A 21,232-nucleotide genomic window follows, 5' to 3' on the forward strand; every position below is an offset into this window, starting at 1 on the left:
TTACTTTCGCCTTTTACTGACTAGAATTTAAATCTTTTTTTGCTGCCCGACGAGTACCAAATTGCTGAAGTCGGGCAGTATAAATGCTTTTAAAAAACTGAATTAAAGGAGAATCAATAATGATTCACAAACATCAGCCAATCAAAAAAACATTAGCGTTAGCAGGCGCGATTTGTGGGAGTTTGCTCTTTGGCTTACCAGCGCTGGCTCAGATGAACTCGGCTCCAGGGGAGATCGACCAACCGCGCGATACTCGCGATCGCCTGATGCAACCACCCGCAAGTGGAGAGGGCATGATGCAACCACCTGCCAGTGGCGATCGCATGATGCAACCGCCTGCAAGTGGCGATCGCATGATGCAAAATAACTCCACTCCCAGCAATGTCAACCAATTGCAGAATAACGCTCAGGGTGCTTCGCCGCTAAATCCTTGTCCTAGCATTTTCTACGAATCTAGATACATTCAAGCGGGCATTCGTCCTCCCGCAGGTTGCCCAGCCGCTCCGCCACTCCAGCCAGGTTCCGCAACTGAGACAACATCCCCAGCGCCGCCAAGACCGGGCGCTGAGATGGCACCGCCGACACAACCGGGTGCTGTGATTCAAGCACCAGCCCCGGAACAGCTACAATCTCCCGCTTCTAACGTGATGCCCATGAACGGGATGGTGAATGTCAGGCTGATTAACCAAACCGGTGATCCCATTACTTACCAGGTGCTGGGCGATACCAATCAGAGAAGACTACCGGGTAGAGATAATATTACGCTCCAAGGCTTAAAAACCCCTTTAAATCTGACTTTCCAACGTCCGAATGGCGCACTGTTGAGAGTCGTTCCGCAAACATCAGGCGAACAGGGAATGTTAGAGGTGGTTTTGGAGGAAACAACGGATCTCAGTGTTGACAAAAATGCCATGACCATTCAGGAAAATGGTAATGTCCTGGTGAACTAACGATTTCGATATTTCCACAACCAGAAGTGTAGAGATGCAAAGCTTTGCGTCCCTACACTTCTGGTGTTTTGATTCAAATGCTTATCTAATCCGAATTTGAGCCAAATTGTTGAGCAAAAGTGCTTCTTCTTGCTCATCCCCAAGGGTACGCGCCAAAACGATCGCTCGTTGGTAGAAGGTCCGCGCCGTTACTGGGTTGCCGCTGACCTGATAAAGTTGAGCAAATAACCTGAGTGATTCTAGTTCTTGCCGCAAATTTTGCGATTCCTGAGCCAAGGTTAAGCGGCGATCGAGCAGTTCAAAACCCTCCTGATACTGCCTAAGCTTGCTGTAGACGACCAGCAGACCATCAATCGCTCGATATTGAGTTGAGCGATCGCGTATTTGCCGACCCAATCTCAGTGCCCCACGGTATGAAATCTGGGCATCCCGATATTGATTGAGTGCCAGATAAGCATCTCCCAAATTATTCACTGTATTCGCCTCGCCCAGCGGGTCTTTCCCCCGACGCCGAAAAATCAAGGCTTCTTCGTAACGTTTAATCGCTTGCAAATAATCGCCGCTATTTGCCGCCGCCAATCCTAGATTACTTAGAGACAGTCCTTCCCCGGCTTGGCTGTTGATGCTTTGGGCAATTGCCAGTGCTTCAGAAAAGCTTGCTGAAGCCGCCTGCACGGCACCTCGTTGCAGCAAAACGGTGCCGACGTTATTTAAGCCATAAATCTGCCCCTGGAAGTCTGGTTCGTCGCGGGCAACCGCCAACCGGCGTCGCAGGGCATCTTCCGCCTCAAAGTAGCGTCCCAAGCGGGCGTAAGTAAGACCTAAATAATCGTATGTCTGACCGATTGCCCGCCGATCGCCTATTTGTTGGTAAATATCCAGTGCTTGTATCCAGTAGGGAATTGCTTTTGCCAGGTTCCCTCTCTGTTCCTCCTGTGCGCCCAATCGCAGCAGTCGGTCAGCATCTTCCCTCGCATATCCTTGGGTGCCATTGTTCAAGGGGATACTGAGTTGTTGGTCAATACTAACGGCTTTGGCACTGCTCGGCAAGTAAAAAGTAAACAGTAAAAAGATAAAAGAAACAGAAAAGAATCTCAAGTTATTAGCATTGTTCTCTTTTATTTTTTGTGCCCTATTTTTGCCTAGTTTGGCGAATGCTGCAAACAACCACCCTCGCTCCTCATAACTCATAGCTAATCGCTCCACTTGCCTCTTGCTTCTCACCTTTTTGTTGCTTAGCTGCTCCTACCAGATAAATTGTGCGAATATCCTCTGGTAAAGAAGCTTCTAACAGTTGATACCCTTCTTGGAGCTTGACTTGAACCTGTGCGGGAGAAATTGTTTCTCCCTCTGCCTGGAGATAAGCGGCAATCCGCGTATGACTCCAGTTAAAGGTCTGCGCCATCAGCACCATCAATCGCAGCATCGGCGGGAATCGCTCCAACGCTTGTTCGACATAACACCACAGGGGCGGGGAAGCCGCTTGTAGGTTGTAATGAATTGACTCCACGGGCGGCAATTCTGCCTGGTTGATACATACAGCAGTAATGTTGATCAGCCAGTTCTGGAACGTTAGCATCCCAGTCCCGCTAACATCGCGCAAATCCAGTCCGCCTAGCTCAAAGTAGATGTGCCGCCAGGTGAGGGCGAAGAGGTAGTCTGCTTGTACAGGCGATCGCGCCAAATGCTGAATCAGGGTATAAACAATCGGACTATAGCGACTGAAAAGCGCTACGAAGAAGCGCCCCTGCTCCGGATGGCGCTGAAACAAAGTCAGTAATTCCTGATCGCTGTAATGAAACAGCGATTTGACAATCGGATGATTGCTTTCAGGGAAATGAGGAATTTGCACGATTTTGAATCACTTACTGGAGTCATTCTATCCAGGAACGATCCCTAATATATCTAGTGTTTTCAGGAATGGAAATGATACTTGTATTTTTAGTCGGTGGGAAGAGTGCCAATCGCCCTTTATTTTTTTAGCTGATGCGATCGCTTCAGTGCGATGAATGGAGTAGCGATCGCGCTCAACAAACTCGCATCCTTCTGATTATCTTTCTCATTTTGTAAAGGCAAGATACCCGACTTCATAGAGAAATCGGGTATCTGAAATCGTAGCGATCGTCTTGTCTCAGTATCGAGCTAGATGACTTGCTGCGTCAGTTTTATTAACTTCGGCAGACTTGCAGAGTATTTTAGAGACTCGTTTAAGCTTGATAGAATTAAATAGCGCTCTTGACTGCTTTACAGTCAAAGTGTTATGTGCAACCGTAAGTTTAGTTTTCAATAGAGTTCTTCAAGCCTTGTAGGTTCATGGTTCTAGCAGCAATTGATACGATTTCTCTTCTGCCTCAGCTCGTTCATTTAGGTGCTTTTTTCCCTGAATTACCTCTAGATGGTCTCTTGTCTACTCAAGGCATCATGGTGATGCTCTTGGCAGCCTACGCTGGTGCTATGTGGATGTTTCTCACCAGCGCCCCAAAAGTCCATACCGTCATGGTGTCCGATTTAGACACGGCGCGACAGTTTTATGAAGGCTTGCTAGATTTGCCAGTCGCAGAAGTGCCGTTGCACTACTACTACAACTACGAGCAAACATTGGGAGCTACCGCCATCGATCCGCTTTATCTCTCACCCACGTTGGGAGGAAGCACCGCTACCCAAAAGCTGAATGGTACGGAAGGTTTATGGTATCAGCTCAAGAAGAACACCCAACTGCACGTAATTTCTGGAGCCAGTTTGGGGAAGAAAAACCAGCAACGGCACGTTTGTTTTGACCACGATTGTTTAGAAATGGTGCTGATGCGGGTGCAAATGCGGGGCGTCAAGCACAAAATTCGCCGCGACAAACCATTGAATTTTTTGGTAAAAGATTTGGACGGTCGCGTGATTGAAATGGCAGAAGTGTCGAATTAGCGATATTCACCTTTCCTTAACCCCTCCCTATTTCTCCCTAACCCTCCTCTACAAGGGGAGGGTTAGGGAGAAATGTTTGTTAATGGGAGGGAAAAGGAAGAAATTTTTGGGTTGTTGGGTTCTTTTTAATTCTCCCCTTCCTTAGTCGGGAAGGGGCAGGGGTTAGGTTGATTCTGGGGTAGCGTCGGATTTTTCGGGTTTGAGGAGAGGGAAAGCGATCGCATCCCGAATGCTGGCACAATCGGTTAACAGCATCACTAAGCGGTCAATCCCAATCCCTAAACCACCTGTCGGCGGCATTCCATACTCCAGCGCTGTCAGGAAATCTTCATCCACGCCTTGCGCTTCCAAATCTCCCGCTGCCTTCCGCGCCGCTTGCGCTTCCAGTCGTTCACGCTGATCGATAGGATCGGTTAATTCTGAGAAACTATTTGCCGTCTCCCGTCCGACAATAAATAGCTCAAATCGCTCTACCAATCCTGGTTTCGAGCGGTGCGGCTTAGCCAGGGGAGAAATTTCCACCGGATAATCCAGCACAAACGTCGGCTGAGTCAGATTTGGTTCGCATTTTTGCTCAAAGGCTTCGTTAAGGATTTTGCCAATCGATTCGCATTCTTCTGCGCCTCCGATACCTGCCTCACTTGCTGCTGCTTTGGCAGTTTCCAGCGTTGGGAAAGCGGTAAAATCTAAGCCAGTTTGCTCCTTCACTAAGTCGTGCATGGTAACGCGACGCCAAGGCGGTGTTAAGTTAATCGGCTCACCTTGATAAGTAATTTCCAGCGTCCCCAGCACCTCTTGCGCCACAGTGGTAATAATTCCCTCCGTCAGCGCCATCATGTCCTGATAGTCGGCGTAGGCTTGATAAACTTCAATCGTGGTGAATTCGGGATTGTGGCGAGTAGAAATCCCCTCATTCCGGAAAATCCGCCCCAGTTCAAACACCTTCTCAAATCCACCCACAATTAGCCGCTTCAGATGGAGTTCTGTGGCAATCCGCAGATACAACTCCATATCCAGCGTGTTGTGATAGGTGATGAAAGGACGCGCATCCGCACCGCCAGCTTCTCCTTGTAACACTGGCGTTTCAATTTCAATAAAGCCGAGTTTATCCAAATAGCGGCGAATTCCGGCGGTAATCAGAGCGCGGCGGCGGAAGGTTTCCCGCACTTCCGGATTGACAATCAAATCCACATAACGCTGACGGTAGCGCTTAGCTACATCCGTCAATCCATGCCACTTATCCGGTAAAGGCAGCAGCGACTTGGTGAGAATCGCGTACTGCTTGACGTAAACCGATAGCTCACCCTTTTCCGTGCGTTTAACTGTCCCCTTGGCTCCCAGAATATCCCCGGCATCTGTTAGATCCTTTAGGTGTTTAAAGGCATCCGGGACATCCGCCATCCCTTCATCGATTCTTTTGTTCTCCAGATACAGCTGAATCGAGCCAGTTTCGTCTTGCAAGGTAAAGAAGGCAAGTTTGCCGAAGACGCGACGCGCCATAATGCGTCCAGCAATGGCGACTTCTACTTCAACTTCTTCACCGCTTGGCAAATCTGCGTATTTTTCCTGCAATTGAGCCGCATGATGGCTGGATTCCCACTGGTAAGCGTAGGGATTCATTCCCAGTTGCTTTAGCTGTTCGATTTTCTCTAACCGCGTGGCGCGGATATCATCTGAGGACATGGTAAGGAACTTTTAGGGGCAATCTTTGATTTTAGATGCTCTAGGCAAGTCTGTTAACTATTGTGACTTCTTTTTGCGGTGGAGGATGGAGGGGCGCGATCGCTCGCTACTTTATGCCAAATGGCTTTTCTAAGGCAGTCACTTAAGAAAAACTGAGAGCAGAAGTGAAAGTTATCTGCTGATTATTCTCAGGGAACGGTAACGATATTTTTTGATGACTTTTTGCGGCTGGCAGAAGTAGATTTCGCTTTGGATGGTAAGTCTGTCACACTGTCATCCCATTTTTCCACGGTTGGCTTATACAACCAATGCTCTAACTTAGCGTCCTCAACATACCCTCTCAATTCAGGATCGGGCCAAATATGAAGCCGATCAATACATCCTATCTCTTTGGCAGCTGCTTCAATTTCTTCCCATTGTGTTTTGAAGCGTTCCGCCCATGAGTGTCTAGTCATAATTGAACTGGCAAATTCTAATCCTGCTGCTACCATCCGTTTTCCATTAGTCCCACGAGCATTGATGGGTTCCCAAAAGATAACTTCTGGCTCAAATTGCATGATTTTTTCAAAGTACCTTTTAAAGTCATCTAAAGCCATTTTTGGAGGAGTAGGAGCAGCTGCAACATACAACCGACACTCAGCTTGATGACCTTTCACAAAAGCTTTATAGCGTTCAGAAGGCGGAGGTGCGTGAGGTTCAATCTTGCTACTGAGTTCATCATCTAGGTATGGGAGGCTCATACCAACAATCACATTGGGATGTTTGAGAATGTCGAGGTCATTTACCCATAAAGGACTACGAGTTAGAATTCTGACTCGTTTGTTATGCCTCAATAGAGCTTCAACAGCACCACGAGTTACACTTGCAGTCTGCTTGTTTTGATATGGATCTGTGCCTGAACAGAGTAGAACTACACCTCTACCTTCTGGTGTTTCGTGCCAAGACTTTTTACGGCTTAGGGTTTTTTCTAGCCGCTCAGGTATCTCTTCACGGATAAAAAGATACTGTCCCCAGTCCATCTGAGGATCAGTTACTCCTTTTTCCCGAAGCTCTGCTTGCCTTGTCCGAATTGCAGGAGTCGAAGGTACATAACAAAAAGTGCATCCATGTAAACAACCTGATGCTACATTGATTACATAATCACAAAGTCCTTTCTTGTTAAGCGCACTTTTCTGAAGTGGATTAACTATTTTTTCGCTTCCTTTTACAATAGACATATGGCATACCAAGAATAAAATTTAAGATTATCCTGACATTTATATTTCCCTCGAAACTTTAAATTAATCCTCAGAATAAATATATTTGCTTGTTACCAGTTCCTCTAATTATATCATTGTTCTGCAATTCTATTTTTTCGCCCCTTATAATTTTACCTTTTCTTACAACTTCAATTTCTTTATCTCTTCTTAATCTATTAAGATAATACTCATAATGCTTTTTATTAGCTGGATTTTGTTGCATAGTATCATTGCAAATCTGGCGAAATTGAGTTCCTTCATGATTACTACGGATCAGTTGACCTATCTCGCGATCTAGTGTTTCTATGCAAGCGTTATGACTATCAATGGTACCTTCTATGTAAAAATCTAATTTTGGAGATTGTTTATAATGATCTACAGTTTTTAATCCAAAACCATAAACTTCAAATTCAAATAAATGACACAAGTTGTTATACTTCCATAAAGTGTCTTTCATAACCTGTAATGCTGTTAAATTTTGAGAGAAATGCATAAGGTAATATATAACTACGATATACCCTTTTGGTATAAGAGAAAATGTGTGTGCATATTTAGCCTTGCCCTTTTCTCTGAATAATCTTAAAGATTCATTTCTAAGGTAACGTTGCTCAGCAGGTTCATCTAGACTTTTTAAATTTACTGATTCATAATATCCATCTGCTTCCAAAATTCTGTTAAAGGTGGCTGTATCTCTTCCATGCTTACCAATAACAAATCTTTTAAGATCCCTTATCATATAGGTATAAAGTATTTCCGAACCAGTAATAGAATTTATAAGTCTAATACTAGCCATAGAAATATCAGTCCACCCAAAGGGGTCGAGTAGAAAGAATGAGTGACCCTTACGAGCACTTACAGTAAAAACACACCAATTTACTAAATCCTCAAATTCGCCACACCTAAATTCGCATTTTTCGACTAATAAACTTTCAAATTCATCACACTTAAATTCATGTGATAAGGAATCTACTAAATTACCAAACCCCGCTTTTGGCATAGAATAATTTCTTAGGCAATCCAAGTGATCTTGTTTATTATCTATAAAAATAAAATTTACATTTAGTGGATACTGACGCCTTGACTTCTTATACCCTTCTCGAACAGCTTTAATAATTCTTAGGGGAGAACCTTGCCATTCGGTATTGTTATCTTTATCGTCATACATACCACCACCACAGAATCCGTCGATAAAAGTAAACGTTGTTTCGCCATACCTACCTTTTCCATAAAGCGTAATAATTAGATTTTCAATATACTCTTCAAGAATTTGATGCTTCGCTTTGGTATGAGTGTCTAGGGGATGTATATAGCTCCCATCAGCACTCCACTTTGCTTGCGAACCACTCATTTTAATTATCTCCACAAAAAATTGGTAATTTTACTATCTTGCCAGACTACTAGCTAAGGTGTTACAGATGCACCGTCTAACAAGGGAAATTTGCCGAATTTGAGAAAGCTGCCGCTTGTTCTATGTCAATGTTTACGTGCTAAACGTGATCGTGCCTCTCTTGTAGTATTCCCATCCGCTGTTAAGAAATTGCATCCAGGCACACCAAGATTACAGGCTAACTTTTATAGTAAAGCGATCGCATCCTTCCTCATCCACTACAACAACGCGATCGCATTTTCCCCACATCGCCAGGAAAGCGCGATCGCTATTAGATGAGACTAAGGTAATATTGTTGATAGATTGGCAATCTGTCGCTTTAAGGCTGGAGCTGCTTAGAATTTAAAAAGCAGCTTCAGCCTCTTGATTGGCACCTTGAAAGCTAATCTCAGCAGCAAAGTAAGCTAATTTAAAAAGTTGCAGAATCAGCAATCGGTTAGCCGCTGGTAGCTTAAAGGAACTCTCGCATATATTGAGTAACCAGTTGTGGTTTTTCTTGCTGCACCCAATGGCTAGAGTCGGGAATGTATTTAATCGTAAAATCTTTGACATACGCTTCAGTTCCGTAAGTCAGTTCTTTACCAAGTGCAGTATCTTGCTCTCCCCAAATCATTAGGGTAGGAACCTGGAGAATACTCCAATCTTGGCTGAGCATTCTCTGCTGAAAAAGATTGCGATAATAGTTCAGGCTGGCTGTCAGGGCACCGGGTTTTGCAGCAGCTTGTCTATAGGCATCCAGATCGGCTTTGGTGAAGGCATTCTTATTAACAGCCATACCCGTGATAGCCGTTTCAATCGATTGGTAATCGAAGGATTGTAAGAGAAATTCTGGTAGCCACGGTAGCTGAAAAAAGAAGATATAGGAACTGCGTAATAGTTGTTGAGGATTACGCATATTTTCGGCAAATTTGGCAGGGTGAGGCAGATTTAGCACAATCAACTTGTCCACCATCGTGGGGTATGCGTAGGCAAAATTCCAAGCGATCGCGCCCCCCCAGTCATGTCCCACCAGCACGCAGCTAGAATATCCGAGTCCCTTAATTACCCCTTCAACATCTTTAATAAATTCATCCATCACATAAGCCGATTGAGCTGCTGGCTTATCGCTGTCGTTATAGCCGCGCAAGTCAAGGGCGACGACTTTATAATCTTTGGCAAATTCGGGGATTAGATGCCGCCAGGAGTACCAAAATTCCGGGAACCCATGCAGCATCAGCATCAAAGGGCCTTCTCCCTGGGTGACGTAGTGCAGCTTAATTCCGTTGCTGGTGATATATTCGTGCTTCCAAGAACCCTCTAGCACAGACATAGATACCTCCTTTGCTGTTGTAATCATGGCATCGGCGATGAATCGCCGATGCGAACACTCTTCAGGTTAACGAATCAACAGCAGAAGACGGCAGGTTCGGAAGAGATAGTTCATTAACATTCGGTTGATCTTGCTGACGCCGATTGATGAACTGCCTTAGCACTTGCACTAAGATACGAGGCTGAAACAACGCCGTGGGTGGTTTCAGCAGGTGCAGGACTTCTATGAAAACTTTGAAGGCTACGGGACTCTCAATCGTGATTAACCTCACACGATCCAGATACCGTTGCATAAATCGGGTCTTCAGATCGGCTTGACCGCCCTCGGTCGTAGGCCAGCGGAAATCCTCGCCTGTTGCCATCAGCCAAGGGATATGATTCACTTTTGCCAGTTGCTTTTGAAAGCGCCGCGTTAAACCCGTTAAATCGTCTTGAGAGTGACGCTGAAATTGCTCTTTCAAGCACTCCTCCAGCGTTAACGCAGCCATCGCCGCCGCGGTCATACCTTGACCGTAGATAGGATTGAAGGAACAGACGGCATCACCTAAGACGACAAAGTTTTCTGGCAATCTGGATTGTTCGTAGTGACGCAGGCGGTTTTCTGTGCCGCGATGACAGTAGATGGGTGAAATCGGTTGGGCTTGTTTGACCACTTCGTAGAGAATGGGCGATCGCAAGCTGCGGGCAAATTCCAAAAAGCCAGCTTCGTCGCTGGGTGGATAGTCTCGACCCAAACCAGCCAGGGTAATCACAAAAGCGTCACCCTCACAGGGATAAAGCAGCCCACCGCGAGAGTTTTCCCCAGGTTTAGACCACACCACGATTGATTTCCAATCGCTTTGGAAATCAGCTGGGCGCTGATACCAACGGCTGGCGTAGCCTAAAAATGAGTTAATGACTGTCTCTTGAGGCGGTGTGTAACCTAATGCCTTTAACCACTCAGGGGTTTTGGAATTCCGTCCAGTTGCATCCACGACCAGATCGGCTGCTAGAGACGCGGAATTTTGCGTCTCTACATCTGCGGCGCTAGTGTTTTGCCCGTGGTTGTGAAATTGCACCTGTACGCCCGTCACCTTAGTTTTGCTGGTGTCGGACAACAACTCGGTTGCTTGGCATTCTTCCAGAAAGCGTACATTGCTGTAAGCAGCCAGTCGGCGGCGAATCGTCCACTCCAAGAGGTTCCGGCTACAAGCACGAGTCACCAGTCCGGAGGAAAAGCGGGGTGCCCAGCCGCCAAAATCTAGCATGGGACAGTCTAACGTCCAGTCCAAAGCAGTAGCGCCAGCAGCCGCTAATTCAGCACCCAATCCAGGAAACATTTGCTCTAAAATCTGCTGACCCCGCAACAGCAGAACGTGAGCTTGGTGGGCTTGGAGTACACCGCGGCGTGTCTCCGGTTTGTCTGGGATGCGATCGCGTTCAATAATCGTCACTTGATCAAAGCGTTCGGCAAGCACTCGCGCTGCCAGTAGCCCAGCCATACTGCCACCGATGACAATGGCTTGTCTATTGCTGCCAACCGCCAGTTGGTGAGGGACGGACATAGACGTTTGAGTTTTTTTGGGTGATTTAGATGTATGTCAGCTTAATTTTGCTTCTGATTCTATCAGCGTCTGCTTCTCTTCTTTTTCTTGTAGCAATAGTCCTCCGAGATGAATCACTGCCAGAATCAGTGCCCCAATTGAAAGAATGTAACTATGCAACGTGTACAAATGGGCAACTGTTACCGTATTGATGGCTCCACCCCCCGTGAGGATTTCTCGGAGTAGGGAACCAATTCCAGGGACGGCTTCTACTGTGCCTAATTCGATGGTGAAACGCCAGTACCCTAACTGTGTCCAATCGAGAAGCATGGCAGTCCAACCAAGCGCGATCGCTACCAAAGTTAATAAAATTCCGCTAATCCAAGCGGTCAGCCAGCTTCGGCGAAATTTTTCACCGAGAAACATCACAACAATCGCTATCAGAGAAGCCCCGATCAATCCATTTCCAGCAATCTCATGGAGACGCTGAATTAGCCAACCATTGGGAATCTCTGATTTGATTTCCGTCAAGGAATTATAGGCTCCACCTGCGGTCGGTTCGTAGTAGAAAGATAGAAGAATTCCGGTGACGGCTGCTGTCAGGCTCAAAGACAAAATTGCTACAGCCAAAATAGTAGCCAGTCGTCGAAGTACAAAAGCGTACTGCACATTGTTCATGGCTAACTCCAACCTTTTTCGGTTGAATATGTATTTATACTTATTGTATTTATTTTTTCTGATTTGAACCCAAGAAATTATTAAATTTGTGAGGAAAACGAGCAGCAAAGAGAACGCATACGCCAAGACCCGGAACGCAATTCAGGGGATGCTCTCGTTACTGTCTCTATAGGGTGTTAGGAAAATCCACATTCTCAGAACAAAACAGCCGATTTTTCTCACCACTGATGCTCTGCCGCCATGAATGTCTCGACAGATGCAACATCCAGAGGTCGGGAGAAAAAGTAACCTTGTCCATACTCGCATTGCAGGGTTCTGAGTTGGGCAAGTTGCTCTGCTGTTTCTACTCCTTCTGCCACCACATCCAAACCCAAGTTGTGAGCCAGTGTGATAATGGTACGGACAATCTCCCAATTCTCGCTATCACTGCTCATTCTACCGACGAAAGAGCGGTCAATTTTCAACGTATCAATCGGAAATCGGTGCAGATAGCTTAAAGATGAATAACCCGTGCCGAAATCATCAATATATATCTGGACGCCTAGTTTTTTCAATTGTAAGAGGGTAGCGATCGCAGATTCAGCATTTTCCATCACCGCGCTTTCAGTAATTTCTAACCGCAAACAGCCAGGATCTAAACCTGTTTCCTCTAAAATCTGATGGATTGCTTGAGCGAGATGAGGTTGCGTAAACTGTTTGCTCGATAGATTTACGCTAATAGTTAATGGTTGATGGTTGATGGTTAATGGTTTGTTGCCAGGAACACCGGATGATGAATCATTAACAAGTTGTTTTTGCCATACATACATCTGACGGCACGCTTCCTGTAATACCCACCAACCGATAGGAACGATTAGTCCAGTTTCCTCTGCTACTGGAATAAACTCAGCTGGAGAAATCAAACCGCGTTCTGGATGCTGCCAGCGCGCTAGAGCTTCAAATCCAGTAATTTGACCTGTGGAGAGCGAAACAATGGGCTGGTAGTGAAGTAGAAACTCTTGGCGATTAACAGCCTGCCTCAAGTCAGTTACTAACTGCAAAAGTTCCACAGCGCGAGTGTGCATCGTCATGTCGAAGACCTCATGACGCGCTCTACCCAATGCCTTAGCACGATACATGGCAATGTCGGCATCGCGTAAGAGGTCTTGCGGCTGGTGAGAATATGTAGTGTTAAAGGCAATGCCAATACTGGCACTGGTAAAGACTTCCTGCCCGTTTAGGTTAAAAGGTAAAGCGAGTTCATTTTGAATTTGGTTCGCAACGCGGGTGGCGTCACTCACATCTTGAATATCTTCTAGAAGAATCGTGAACTCATCTCCCCCAAGACGGGCAACCATATCTCCAGGACGCAGACACCTCTGGAGCCTGTAAGCGATTTCGACAAGTAGTTGATCGCCGATTGTATGTCCAAGGCTGTCATTGATCACCTTAAAGCGATCGAGATCCAGAAACAGTACAGCAAACAAGTAATCTTGACGCCGTTTTGTCAGCTCAACCAAATGTCCGAGCCGCTCCATGAATAGAGCGCGGTTGGCTAAACCTGTCAGCTTATCGTGAAAGGCATCGTGGATTAATAGATCCTCTACCAGTTTGCGATCGCTAATATCTGTAGCAACACCCAGCACTTGTCGGGCTTTTCCATCTGGCGAGACTAGAGACTTCTTAGTGGTTTGAAACCAACGCACGTTGCCTGTAAAGTCGGTGAGGGTCTCCTCAGAAATGATTTTTTCCGTTTCTCCTGTTATCACTTCTCTGTCATCAGAGAGAAACCGTTCTACTTCCTCAAAATTCGGATTGAAATCTGCATCGGTTTTGCCAAGCAAATTTTCAACGGTTGTTCCATAAATACTTGCTAATGCTTTGTTAACCAGAGTAAATTTTCCGTCCCAGTCTTTGACAAAAATTAAATTTGGGGTGGAGTCAATCACATTGCGAAGAAACTCTTGTTGTACTCTAAGTGCTTCTTCTGCTTGCTTGCGGCTGGTAATATCTCGGCTCACAGCGAGGAGACATTGCTGATTGTCAAAGTCAATAATCTCTGCTGATAGTAATGCCACACGCGCCTCACCTGATTTTGTAAGGAAGGTAAATTCTATGTTGCGAACAGACCCTTCCTCTAGCAATATCTGCTTCATGCGATCGCGCTGCTCCTGATTTGCCCAAATCTTCAGCTCAACTGTGGTGCGACCGATGATTTCTTCGCGGGTATAACCAGTAATGTTTAGCAAGCTATCGTTGACTTCAACAAGGCGTCCCTCTGCCACCGTACTGATAGTGATTGCGTCAGGAGTGGAACGGAAGGCTTTAAAGAATCTCTCTTCTGATGCCCGCCGCGCCGCTTCTGCTCGCTGGCGCTCTTCCATTTCGGCTTGTAATGTCTGATTCGCTTTTTCTAGCTCTTGGGTTCGTTCCCAAACCCGATTTTCTAGCTTTTCGTGCGCTTTCTGGAGTGCGGTTTCTGTCCGCTGGCGCTCAATGGCAATTCCTGCTAAGTTTGTCGCTATTTCAATCAGTTGTAAATCATAAGAATTAGGGGTGCAAGGCTGGGAGTCGTACATGGCAAAAGTACCCAACACCTTGCCATCCGAATTAAGAATTGGTGTAGACCAACAAGCTCGCAGTTCGTTGCTCAACGCTAACTCGCGGTAATCTTGCCACAACGGATCGATGGCAATATCTGAGACAATTACAGGCTCCTTCCAATAGGCAGCTGTCCCGCAAGAAACAACACGCGACCCAATGGCGATTCCGTCAAGGGCACGATTATAGCTTTCTGGAAGACTAGGTGCTGCGGCATGGCGGAGATTGCGCCCATTTTCATCCAGAAGTAGAACGGAACATCGCATTTTACTGGAATGTTTCTCAATATTGCGGCATAAGACGTTCAGGACGCTATTGAGAGAGTCTCCTCTAGCAATCATTTCCAGTACACGCTTCTGACTAGCTAAGAGACTTTCTGCTTGCAAGCGCTCAGCGATCGCTTGTCGCATATTTACTAAATTACGTCTTAGTTCCAGTTGCGCTACGACCTGACGACTCAGTGATAAGAGGGCTTCTTGCTGCTCAGGCTTGAGTTGACGCGGCACAAAGTCGATCGCGCACAGCGTTCCCAGCGCATAACCGGCGGGTGTGATTAAAGGCGCACCTGCATAAAAGCGGATATTGGGGTCAGTCGTTACCAAAGGGTTCGTGGCAAACCGTTGGTCGGTTAGTGCATCTGAGACGATAAACAAATCGGGTTGCAGAATAGCATGGGAGCAAAAGGCGATATCTCGCGGTGTTTCTGATACTTCCACACCGACTTTTGACTTGAACCACTGCCGATTCGCATCGACGAGGCTGATCAGCGCAATCGGTGTTCCGCAAATATGTGCAGCCACACGAGCTAGATCGTCGAAAGCCTGTTCGGGATCGGTATCAAGAATCTCATACTGCCTGAGGGCTTTCAGCCTTGCTGCTTCGTGGCTAGGCATAGGCGCTTTCACCCAGGATATTTCTCCAGATTCGATGCTGGCGACATTTTTGTTGGCACTAGCTTTGGTTATTTTTTGGGATATAGCTTCAAATATACCTATCCGGCTCAGGTTTACCATATTCTGTTTTTCCGCAGATGGGTTAGCTATATTTATATTCTTAATTTTTACTTTTACCTTAATTTACATAGGTTCTTGAGGGATCTAAGTCACAAAAATTTCGTTTTTCTGTCACAAATTCCCTTAATAAGTTTTTAATTTTATTAATTTTTAGATGTAGAAAGTTAGTCTGTATACAGGATCACAAAGATTATTTAATTAATCTATTTACAACTTGGCTCGGTAGCAAAAATGCTGCTCATTTAAATTTTTGTATTCTAGCTGGAGCAACTGCAAAATTCAGCAACCGTGAAAATACGGGGATTTTATTGTCTTTAGCAGAGAGCTGCCTAATTTTTTATAAATTTTATCAAGATTTATACGGCTCTAAAAACAAGGCAGATGGCTTCACTAAAGCAGGCTGCCGACTGGTCTGGTGAATGGGAATTTCGATGGTAAATTCTGCCCCTTGTCCCGCTGCGGAAATACATTTTAATTGACCACCGTGTTTTTCCACAATCTGATAACTAATGGATAACCCCAACCCCGTGCCTTTGCCGATGCTTTTTGTGGTAAAGAACGGATCGAACACTCGTTGCTGCACCTCTTGACTCATACCAGGGCCGTTATCAGCGATGTAGATTGCTACCTGATTGGTGTTTAGCATTTGAGTATGAATCAGAATCGTAGGTAATTGTTCATGGGTACTTTCTTCCCCATGATTCACAACCCATGACCCATTGCCGATTGCCTCTTCGAGGGCATCAATTGCATTACTGAGAATATTCATAAACACTTGGTTGAGCTGACCTGGGTAGCACTCGACTAGCGGCAACTTGCCATACTCTTTGACCAGTTGAATGCCTAAAGTGCCTCCGACTTGTTTCAAGCGATGCTGCAAAATCAGCAAAGTGTTTTCAATTCCCTCATGAATATCAACGACTTTCATTTCCGCTTCATCCAGTCGGGAGAAGTTACGCAGCGACAAGACAATTTGGCGGATGCGTTCTGCCCCCACCTTGATCGACGCCAGCAGCTTTGGGAGATCGTTCTTCATAAATTGGAAGTCGCTCATCTCTACATAGGCTTGAATTTCAGGAACCGGATGAGGATAGTGTTTCTCGTAGAGGGACAGCAGGTTGAGCAGTTCCTGAGTATAGTCGCTGATGTGGGTGATATTGCCGTAGATGAAGTTGACTGGGTTATTAATTTCGTGAGCAACTCCGGCGACTAACTGCCCCAAACTGGACATTTTTTCGCTCTGAACGAGCTTCGCTTGGGTTTGTTGAAGTTCTCGAAAAGCTTGTTCTAGCTGGTTTGTTTGTTGTCTCAATTGCGCTTCCGATTGCCGTAAGGCTTCCTCGGCGGCTTTACGTTCGGTAATGTCGGTAATCATTCCTAAGACACCGATGTATTGTCCTGTTTGATCGAAGATGGGATTTGTAGCAACAATCGCCCACAAGTTACAGCCATCTTTACGGGTGAATTTAAAGTCATGTTGTTCTTTAATTCCTTGGCGGCGACGTTCCATCTGAGCGATCGCGATCGCCTGACCTTCTTCATCCATGAATGCAAATAAAGTCTGACCTAGCATCTCAGGGATGGTATAGCCTAGCATTTGGGCCATCTGATTGTTCGCAAAAGATGTATTGCCTGCGGTGTCGAGAACCCAGATTCCCTCAGTCGTGGTTTCGACAATGCGACGATATTGCGCTTCGCTTTCCCGTAACGCCGCTTCTGTCTGCTGGCGTTCGACAATTTCCTGTTGTAACAAGATGTTGGCAGATTGTAGCGCCGCAGTCCTTTCTTCAACTCGTCTTTCTAACTCTAATGTGAGTTTTCGTAGTTCTTCTTCAGTGGCTTGGCGCTCGGCAATTTCCTTTTCTAGTGTGTTGTTGGCAGTTTCCAATAGCGCTGGACTAGGAAATGCAAGTGCTTGAGGAATTAAGGGCATTAGCATCAACGCCGTATACACAGAAACCCCAGCCGTAAAGGCTTTCAAGAATCCTGATAACCAATAATACGGATGCCACAGCGTCGCCACCTCTGCTAGATGCGTCGTACCGCACGCAACAATGAATGTTCCAAACAACAGGAATATCCCATAAAAGGGCATATCTCGCCTTTTGGAGACAAAATATACCAGCATGATTGGAATCGAATAATAAGCGACTGCGATCAAAATATCAGATGTAATGTGCAGCCACACTAATCCAGGCTTCCACAGGTAACAATGCCCGTGGGGAATAAAATCTTTTGACAAAAAATTTTGCACAAATTTTAGCATCAAGATTTATGGCTGTAATAGTTTTTACATTTAATATTCAATTTGTATCTTACTCTTGGAATATTTCATATATTTGTTGATTTTCATGAATAAGGTAACAATTTGCTTACAATTTGTGCAAACAATCGACTTTGACTATTTATGTGTTAATCGACAGATTTCAGAGAAATTACGGATAGCTAGCAGGTCATCTAGACAGCAACTATCAGTTTATTTTTAGGCAGAAGACTTTTGACTAGAAATCTTTGTCGCTAACGCCCTGACACAGCATTAGCTGGAGATACCGTCTACTGTAGAATTTCGGATCTTTTATTACTTTGTAAGCGATCGCATCCATAGACAAGAAGCAATCGCTGAAAATCAATGTAAAATCGCAGCTGGTCTAGAATCCGGTTTTCTGCAAAAAAAGAAGTTAAAAAACCGCTAAAATCATCACTGTGCCGCTGGTTGAGGAGAGAATGCGGGTGGAATATCAATTACAAGTAGAACAAGTGGTGGAAACGCTTAAAAATGATCTACCCATGCTTTTTCAAAGAGATATTTCCTACGACATTTATACACAGGATATCTATTTTGAAGATCCAGTGAATAAATTTAAATGGAAATTCAACTATCGGATTATCTTTTGGACGCTGCGATTTCACGCGCAGCTATTTTTTACAGAAATATTTTTCGACCTTCATGATGTAGCGCAGATAGACGAAGAGACGATTAGGGCGAATTGGACTGTACGCGGTGTTTTGCGCCTTCCGTGGAAACCTCGCCTATTTTTTAATGGCTACTCTACGTATAAACTTAATAAAGATGGGTTAATTTACAATCACATCGATACATGGGATCGCAAACCCAGCGAGATTTTGAAGCAGTTCCTAGAAAAGGGAGGAAATATCTAAGCTCAAATTTAAATGAATGCCTTGATTTTATAAATTATTTTGATAAAAATAATTTATAGATTTTATGAAGCTTGAACGAGAGAATTAATTGCCTCTACTTTAGACCCACAATTACTTGAATAAAGGGTAACAGCAAAGGTCGTTCCCACTCCAATTTCACTGTTTACTGAAATTTTTCCACCGTGTAAATCCACACAATTTTTAACGATAGAAAGTCCTAATCCAGTACCCGGAATCGTCCCCACATTATCAGCGCGATGAAAAGATTCAAATAACCGCGTTCTGGCTTCGGGAGGAATGCCGATTCCTCGGTCTCGGATGTAGAAAACTGCTGTTCCTTGGTCGCAAACTAAGTCAAACTGAATATTGCCGCCTTTCGGGGAATACTTGATGGCATTTGAAAGCAAATTAGTAAAAATTTGCCGAAGCAACTTTTCATCCATACAAAAATGGGTACTTTGACCTTGACAAGCGAAAGCGATCGCGTGTTGCTTGCTAATTGTCACTTGGATATCTTCCACGAGGTCGTGACAGAACTTTTCTAAATCTAAAGGTGCTGGATTAAAGGCGAGCTTCTTGGCTTCGGCTTTACCAATAAACAACACATCATCTAATAGATGGGTCATATTTTTGGCAGCTGCTTGAATGCGAGCAAAATACTCGCGTTTTTTTTCTTCACTTGCTTGATGTGGGAAACGTTCTAGTAATCTGGCAGATAGAATGATGATGCTCAACGGGGTGCGAAATTCGTGGGATACGGTGGTAACAAAGCGAGAACGCAGTTCGCAGAGTTCCCGTTCTTTTTCCATCGCATTCCGTATTTCAGCATCGGCTCGTTTCCGCTCGGTGATGTCTTCAACCATGCCTAATTCATAGAGGATTTCTCCAATTTCATTTCGGATTACCGTTACCGTTAACTTCACCCAGCAAATTTCTTGGTTTTTCTTGATATAACGTTTCTCAAGCTGATAGCTGTCTATGTCTCCCTGAATGATTTGCTTGAGATAAGGCGTTTCTATTTCCAAATCTTCAGGATGGTTAATATCAAAAAGGTCAAGGGTTGTCAGTTCTGACTCCGTGTAACCCAAAATTTCACAAAAGGCTCGATTTACCATGAAAAACCGATAGTCAGGTTTTCTGACTAAGGTGATACCGATAGGAGCATCATCAAAAACTCGACGAAATCTTTCTTCGCTCTCGCGCCGTGCTGCTTCTGCACGCTGGCTTAGCGCAGCGTGTCGCAGGCTTTGGCTAATTTCGTCCCGGAGTTGCTCGTTGACCTGTTGTAATTCTGCTGTACGCTCTTCTACTCTCTTTTCTAGTTCTTCGTTGGCTTCTTTTAGGGCGGCGGCTGCCCACTTTTGACTGGTAATATCTCTGACAGTGCTGAGGATTGCATCCACACTGGCATCTGGATTATGGATGGGGGTGATATTGTACTCGTAGTGCCTGAAACCCTCGATGGCGGGAAGGTAAGCTTCGCCAGTCATCGGTTGCCCAGTAGAAAATACTGTCTGATGGTGCGCTTCAATTGACCCCATATTTTCCGGTTGCAAGCCGAGTTCTTGCCATGTCTTCCCCACTATGTCACTACGCTGGAACCCCAGTGCCTTGGCACCTGCAACGCTAGTATCGGCATATTTTCCCGCTCTATCGATCAGATAAATCCGATCTGGAGAAGCTGAGAGAATTTGGTCGAGGTTTGTGGATTGTTGCTTAACTTGGGCGGTGAGTTGTTGTAGTTCTAACTCAACGGCTTTATGCTCGGTGATATCTTTGGCAACTGCATAGAAGCATCCATTTTGATGCGGTAACGTTCTCCAAGACAGCCATCGATAGCTGCCATCCTGGCAGAGATAGCGATTTTCAAAATGAGCGATCGCATTGTCAGCAGATTCTCCGGATGCGGTTAGCGTTGCATTAACATCATCTGGATGGACAAATTCAATCCAAGGGCGCGACATCAATTCTTCCAGCGTCCAGCCCAAAACGCTCTCCCAGGCGGGGTTGAGTTTCTGGAAGTACCTATCTTGCCCGCAAATGCCTAACAGATCGAGGGACAGGTTAAAAAATGCATTGAGTTCGGACTCTGCTTTCGCCAGCGGCTCAGTCGGTTCGCTTGGATGCTTGGGATTGTTCACAGTAGCCCTCTTGGATGTTTACTCCCCGTTATCTTTTATTAGTATTCCCATCGCTTCCGACAAATAATGCAGAGTATTCATCCCAATTCTTACAAAATTTTGCATTTTGTTTTTAGAATCCCAATTTATGTATTTACTCGGAAGCGATCGCGGATTTTCTGCCACTTCCTAAGTTTAAGAAGCTGGAGCATTGCGGTATACGCTGAGCATGTAAGTGTAAATCTTCAAAAACCCGGATTTTGTAGGAACTGAAGTTATCTCCCTCCGGGATTTTACGTTTAGTTTTACGAGATGTTTCGCTGCTAGGTGGCTGCATCAAAAGAGCGCGATCGCGTCCACTCCTGATAATCTAATCAAATTATTCTCTTTTGAGGTTCTGGCAACCGCAAAAATCTATGCATCAAGATAAACGTCAGGCTTACTGGCAAGCCAATACTGCTTTAATTCGGAATCTTTTGATCGTTTGGGCGCTAGTATCCCTCGTTTTTAGCATTCTGTTAGTTGAGCCATTGAATGCGGTGCGTTTTGGTAACGTTCCTCTCGGCTTTTGGATGGCACAGCAGGGTTCTATTTTTGTCTTTGTAGGGCTGATTTTCATCTACGCCGTGCAGATGGACAAGCTCGATCGCAAATACGATATCGATGAGTGAGAGAAA

General features: G+C 45.2%; 16 protein-coding genes. 5 read left to right on the top strand and 11 right to left on the bottom strand.

All coding sequences use genetic code 11. From position 1 onward, the window contains the following. Window positions 1-119: 119 nt before the first annotated feature. On the top strand, window positions 120-950 hold the full coding sequence (locus tag NDA06_RS05020; RefSeq protein WP_190984550.1) for a hypothetical protein: 831 nt from the start codon (window positions 120-122) through the stop codon (window positions 948-950). An 81-nt stretch (window positions 951-1,031) separates the two neighbouring features. Here the strand turns inward: NDA06_RS05020 and NDA06_RS05025 are convergent, their stop codons facing one another. After that, a complete protein-coding gene (locus NDA06_RS05025) occupies window positions 1,032-2,141 on the bottom strand; it encodes a tetratricopeptide repeat protein (RefSeq protein WP_190984551.1) in 1,110 nt (369 codons plus the stop codon). Beyond that, the gene (locus tag NDA06_RS05030) at window positions 2,131-2,802 is read right to left on the bottom strand and encodes a sigma-70 family RNA polymerase sigma factor (RefSeq protein ID WP_190413460.1); all 672 of its coding nucleotides are present in this window, start codon (window positions 2,800-2,802) and stop codon (window positions 2,131-2,133) included. Before NDA06_RS05030 ends, NDA06_RS05025 begins: the two co-directional genes overlap by 11 nt. 461 nt (window positions 2,803-3,263) lie before the next feature. Here NDA06_RS05030 and NDA06_RS05035 point away from each other — a divergent pair, with 461 nt between their 5' ends. Continuing rightward, window positions 3,264-3,866: a glyoxalase-like domain protein gene (locus tag NDA06_RS05035; RefSeq protein WP_190413462.1), complete on the top strand. Its 603-nt coding sequence runs from the start codon at window positions 3,264-3,266 to the stop codon at window positions 3,864-3,866. 162 nt (window positions 3,867-4,028) lie between these two features. On the opposite strand, the gene lysS is transcribed toward NDA06_RS05035, so the two are convergent. The 3 genes from lysS to tcmP all read right to left on the bottom strand — a co-directional run bounded on the left by lysS (window position 4,029) and on the right by tcmP (window position 8,135). Beyond that, window positions 4,029-5,549: a lysine--tRNA ligase gene (lysS, locus tag NDA06_RS05040; protein WP_190984552.1), complete on the bottom strand. Its 1,521-nt coding sequence runs from the start codon at window positions 5,547-5,549 to the stop codon at window positions 4,029-4,031. 188 nt (window positions 5,550-5,737) lie between these two features. Continuing rightward, window positions 5,738-6,766 carry a radical SAM protein gene (locus tag NDA06_RS05045; protein WP_190533027.1) on the bottom strand — a complete coding sequence of 343 codons (1,029 nt, stop codon included), beginning with the start codon at window positions 6,764-6,766 and terminating at the stop codon, window positions 5,738-5,740. Between the two features lie 70 nt (window positions 6,767-6,836). Then, a complete protein-coding gene (tcmP, locus tag NDA06_RS05050; protein WP_190984553.1) occupies window positions 6,837-8,135 on the bottom strand; it encodes a three-Cys-motif partner protein TcmP in 1,299 nt (432 codons plus the stop codon). Window positions 8,136-8,324: 189 nt separating this feature from the next. Here tcmP and NDA06_RS05055 point away from each other — a divergent pair, with 189 nt between their 5' ends. Further along, complete coding sequence (locus tag NDA06_RS05055) at window positions 8,325-8,453, top strand: hypothetical protein (protein WP_277878238.1); 129 nt, start codon at window positions 8,325-8,327, stop codon at window positions 8,451-8,453. Window positions 8,454-8,625: 172 nt separating this feature from the next. Here the strand turns inward: NDA06_RS05055 and NDA06_RS05060 are convergent, their stop codons facing one another. The 5 genes from NDA06_RS05060 to NDA06_RS05080 all read right to left on the bottom strand — a co-directional run bounded on the left by NDA06_RS05060 (window position 8,626) and on the right by NDA06_RS05080 (window position 17,542). Further along, window positions 8,626-9,483 carry an alpha/beta hydrolase gene (locus NDA06_RS05060; RefSeq protein WP_190984554.1) on the bottom strand — a complete coding sequence of 286 codons (858 nt, stop codon included), beginning with the start codon at window positions 9,481-9,483 and terminating at the stop codon, window positions 8,626-8,628. A 61-nt stretch (window positions 9,484-9,544) separates the two neighbouring features. Then, a complete protein-coding gene (locus NDA06_RS05065) occupies window positions 9,545-11,026 on the bottom strand; it encodes an FAD-dependent monooxygenase (protein ID WP_190984555.1) in 1,482 nt (493 codons plus the stop codon). Between the two features lie 36 nt (window positions 11,027-11,062). Further along, a complete protein-coding gene (locus tag NDA06_RS05070; RefSeq protein WP_190984556.1) occupies window positions 11,063-11,683 on the bottom strand; it encodes a cytochrome b N-terminal domain-containing protein in 621 nt (206 codons plus the stop codon). A 218-nt stretch (window positions 11,684-11,901) separates the two neighbouring features. Further along, window positions 11,902-15,276: an EAL domain-containing protein gene (locus NDA06_RS05075; RefSeq protein WP_190984557.1), complete on the bottom strand. Its 3,375-nt coding sequence runs from the start codon at window positions 15,274-15,276 to the stop codon at window positions 11,902-11,904. 349 nt (window positions 15,277-15,625) lie between these two features. Beyond that, window positions 15,626-17,542 carry a PAS domain S-box protein gene (locus NDA06_RS05080; protein ID WP_190984584.1) on the bottom strand — a complete coding sequence of 639 codons (1,917 nt, stop codon included), beginning with the start codon at window positions 17,540-17,542 and terminating at the stop codon, window positions 15,626-15,628. Window positions 17,543-18,000: 458 nt separating this feature from the next. Between NDA06_RS05080 and NDA06_RS05085 the strand changes: the two genes are divergently transcribed. After that, window positions 18,001-18,435 (top strand): DUF2358 domain-containing protein, encoded by a 435-nt coding sequence (locus NDA06_RS05085; RefSeq protein WP_190984585.1) that lies wholly within the window; start codon window positions 18,001-18,003, stop codon window positions 18,433-18,435. 62 nt (window positions 18,436-18,497) lie between these two features. Here the strand turns inward: NDA06_RS05085 and NDA06_RS05090 are convergent, their stop codons facing one another. Beyond that, window positions 18,498-20,576 carry a PAS domain-containing sensor histidine kinase gene (locus NDA06_RS05090; RefSeq protein WP_190984558.1) on the bottom strand — a complete coding sequence of 693 codons (2,079 nt, stop codon included), beginning with the start codon at window positions 20,574-20,576 and terminating at the stop codon, window positions 18,498-18,500. 395 nt (window positions 20,577-20,971) lie between these two features. Between NDA06_RS05090 and NDA06_RS05095 the strand changes: the two genes are divergently transcribed. Next, on the top strand, window positions 20,972-21,226 hold the full coding sequence (locus tag NDA06_RS05095; RefSeq protein WP_190984559.1) for a DUF4212 domain-containing protein: 255 nt from the start codon (window positions 20,972-20,974) through the stop codon (window positions 21,224-21,226). The last annotated feature ends 6 nt before the right edge of the window (window positions 21,227-21,232 follow it).

Source organism: Trichocoleus sp. ST-U1 (genome assembly GCF_039961835.1).
Classification (GTDB): domain Bacteria; phylum Cyanobacteriota; class Cyanobacteriia; order Cyanobacteriales; family FACHB-T130; genus FACHB-T130.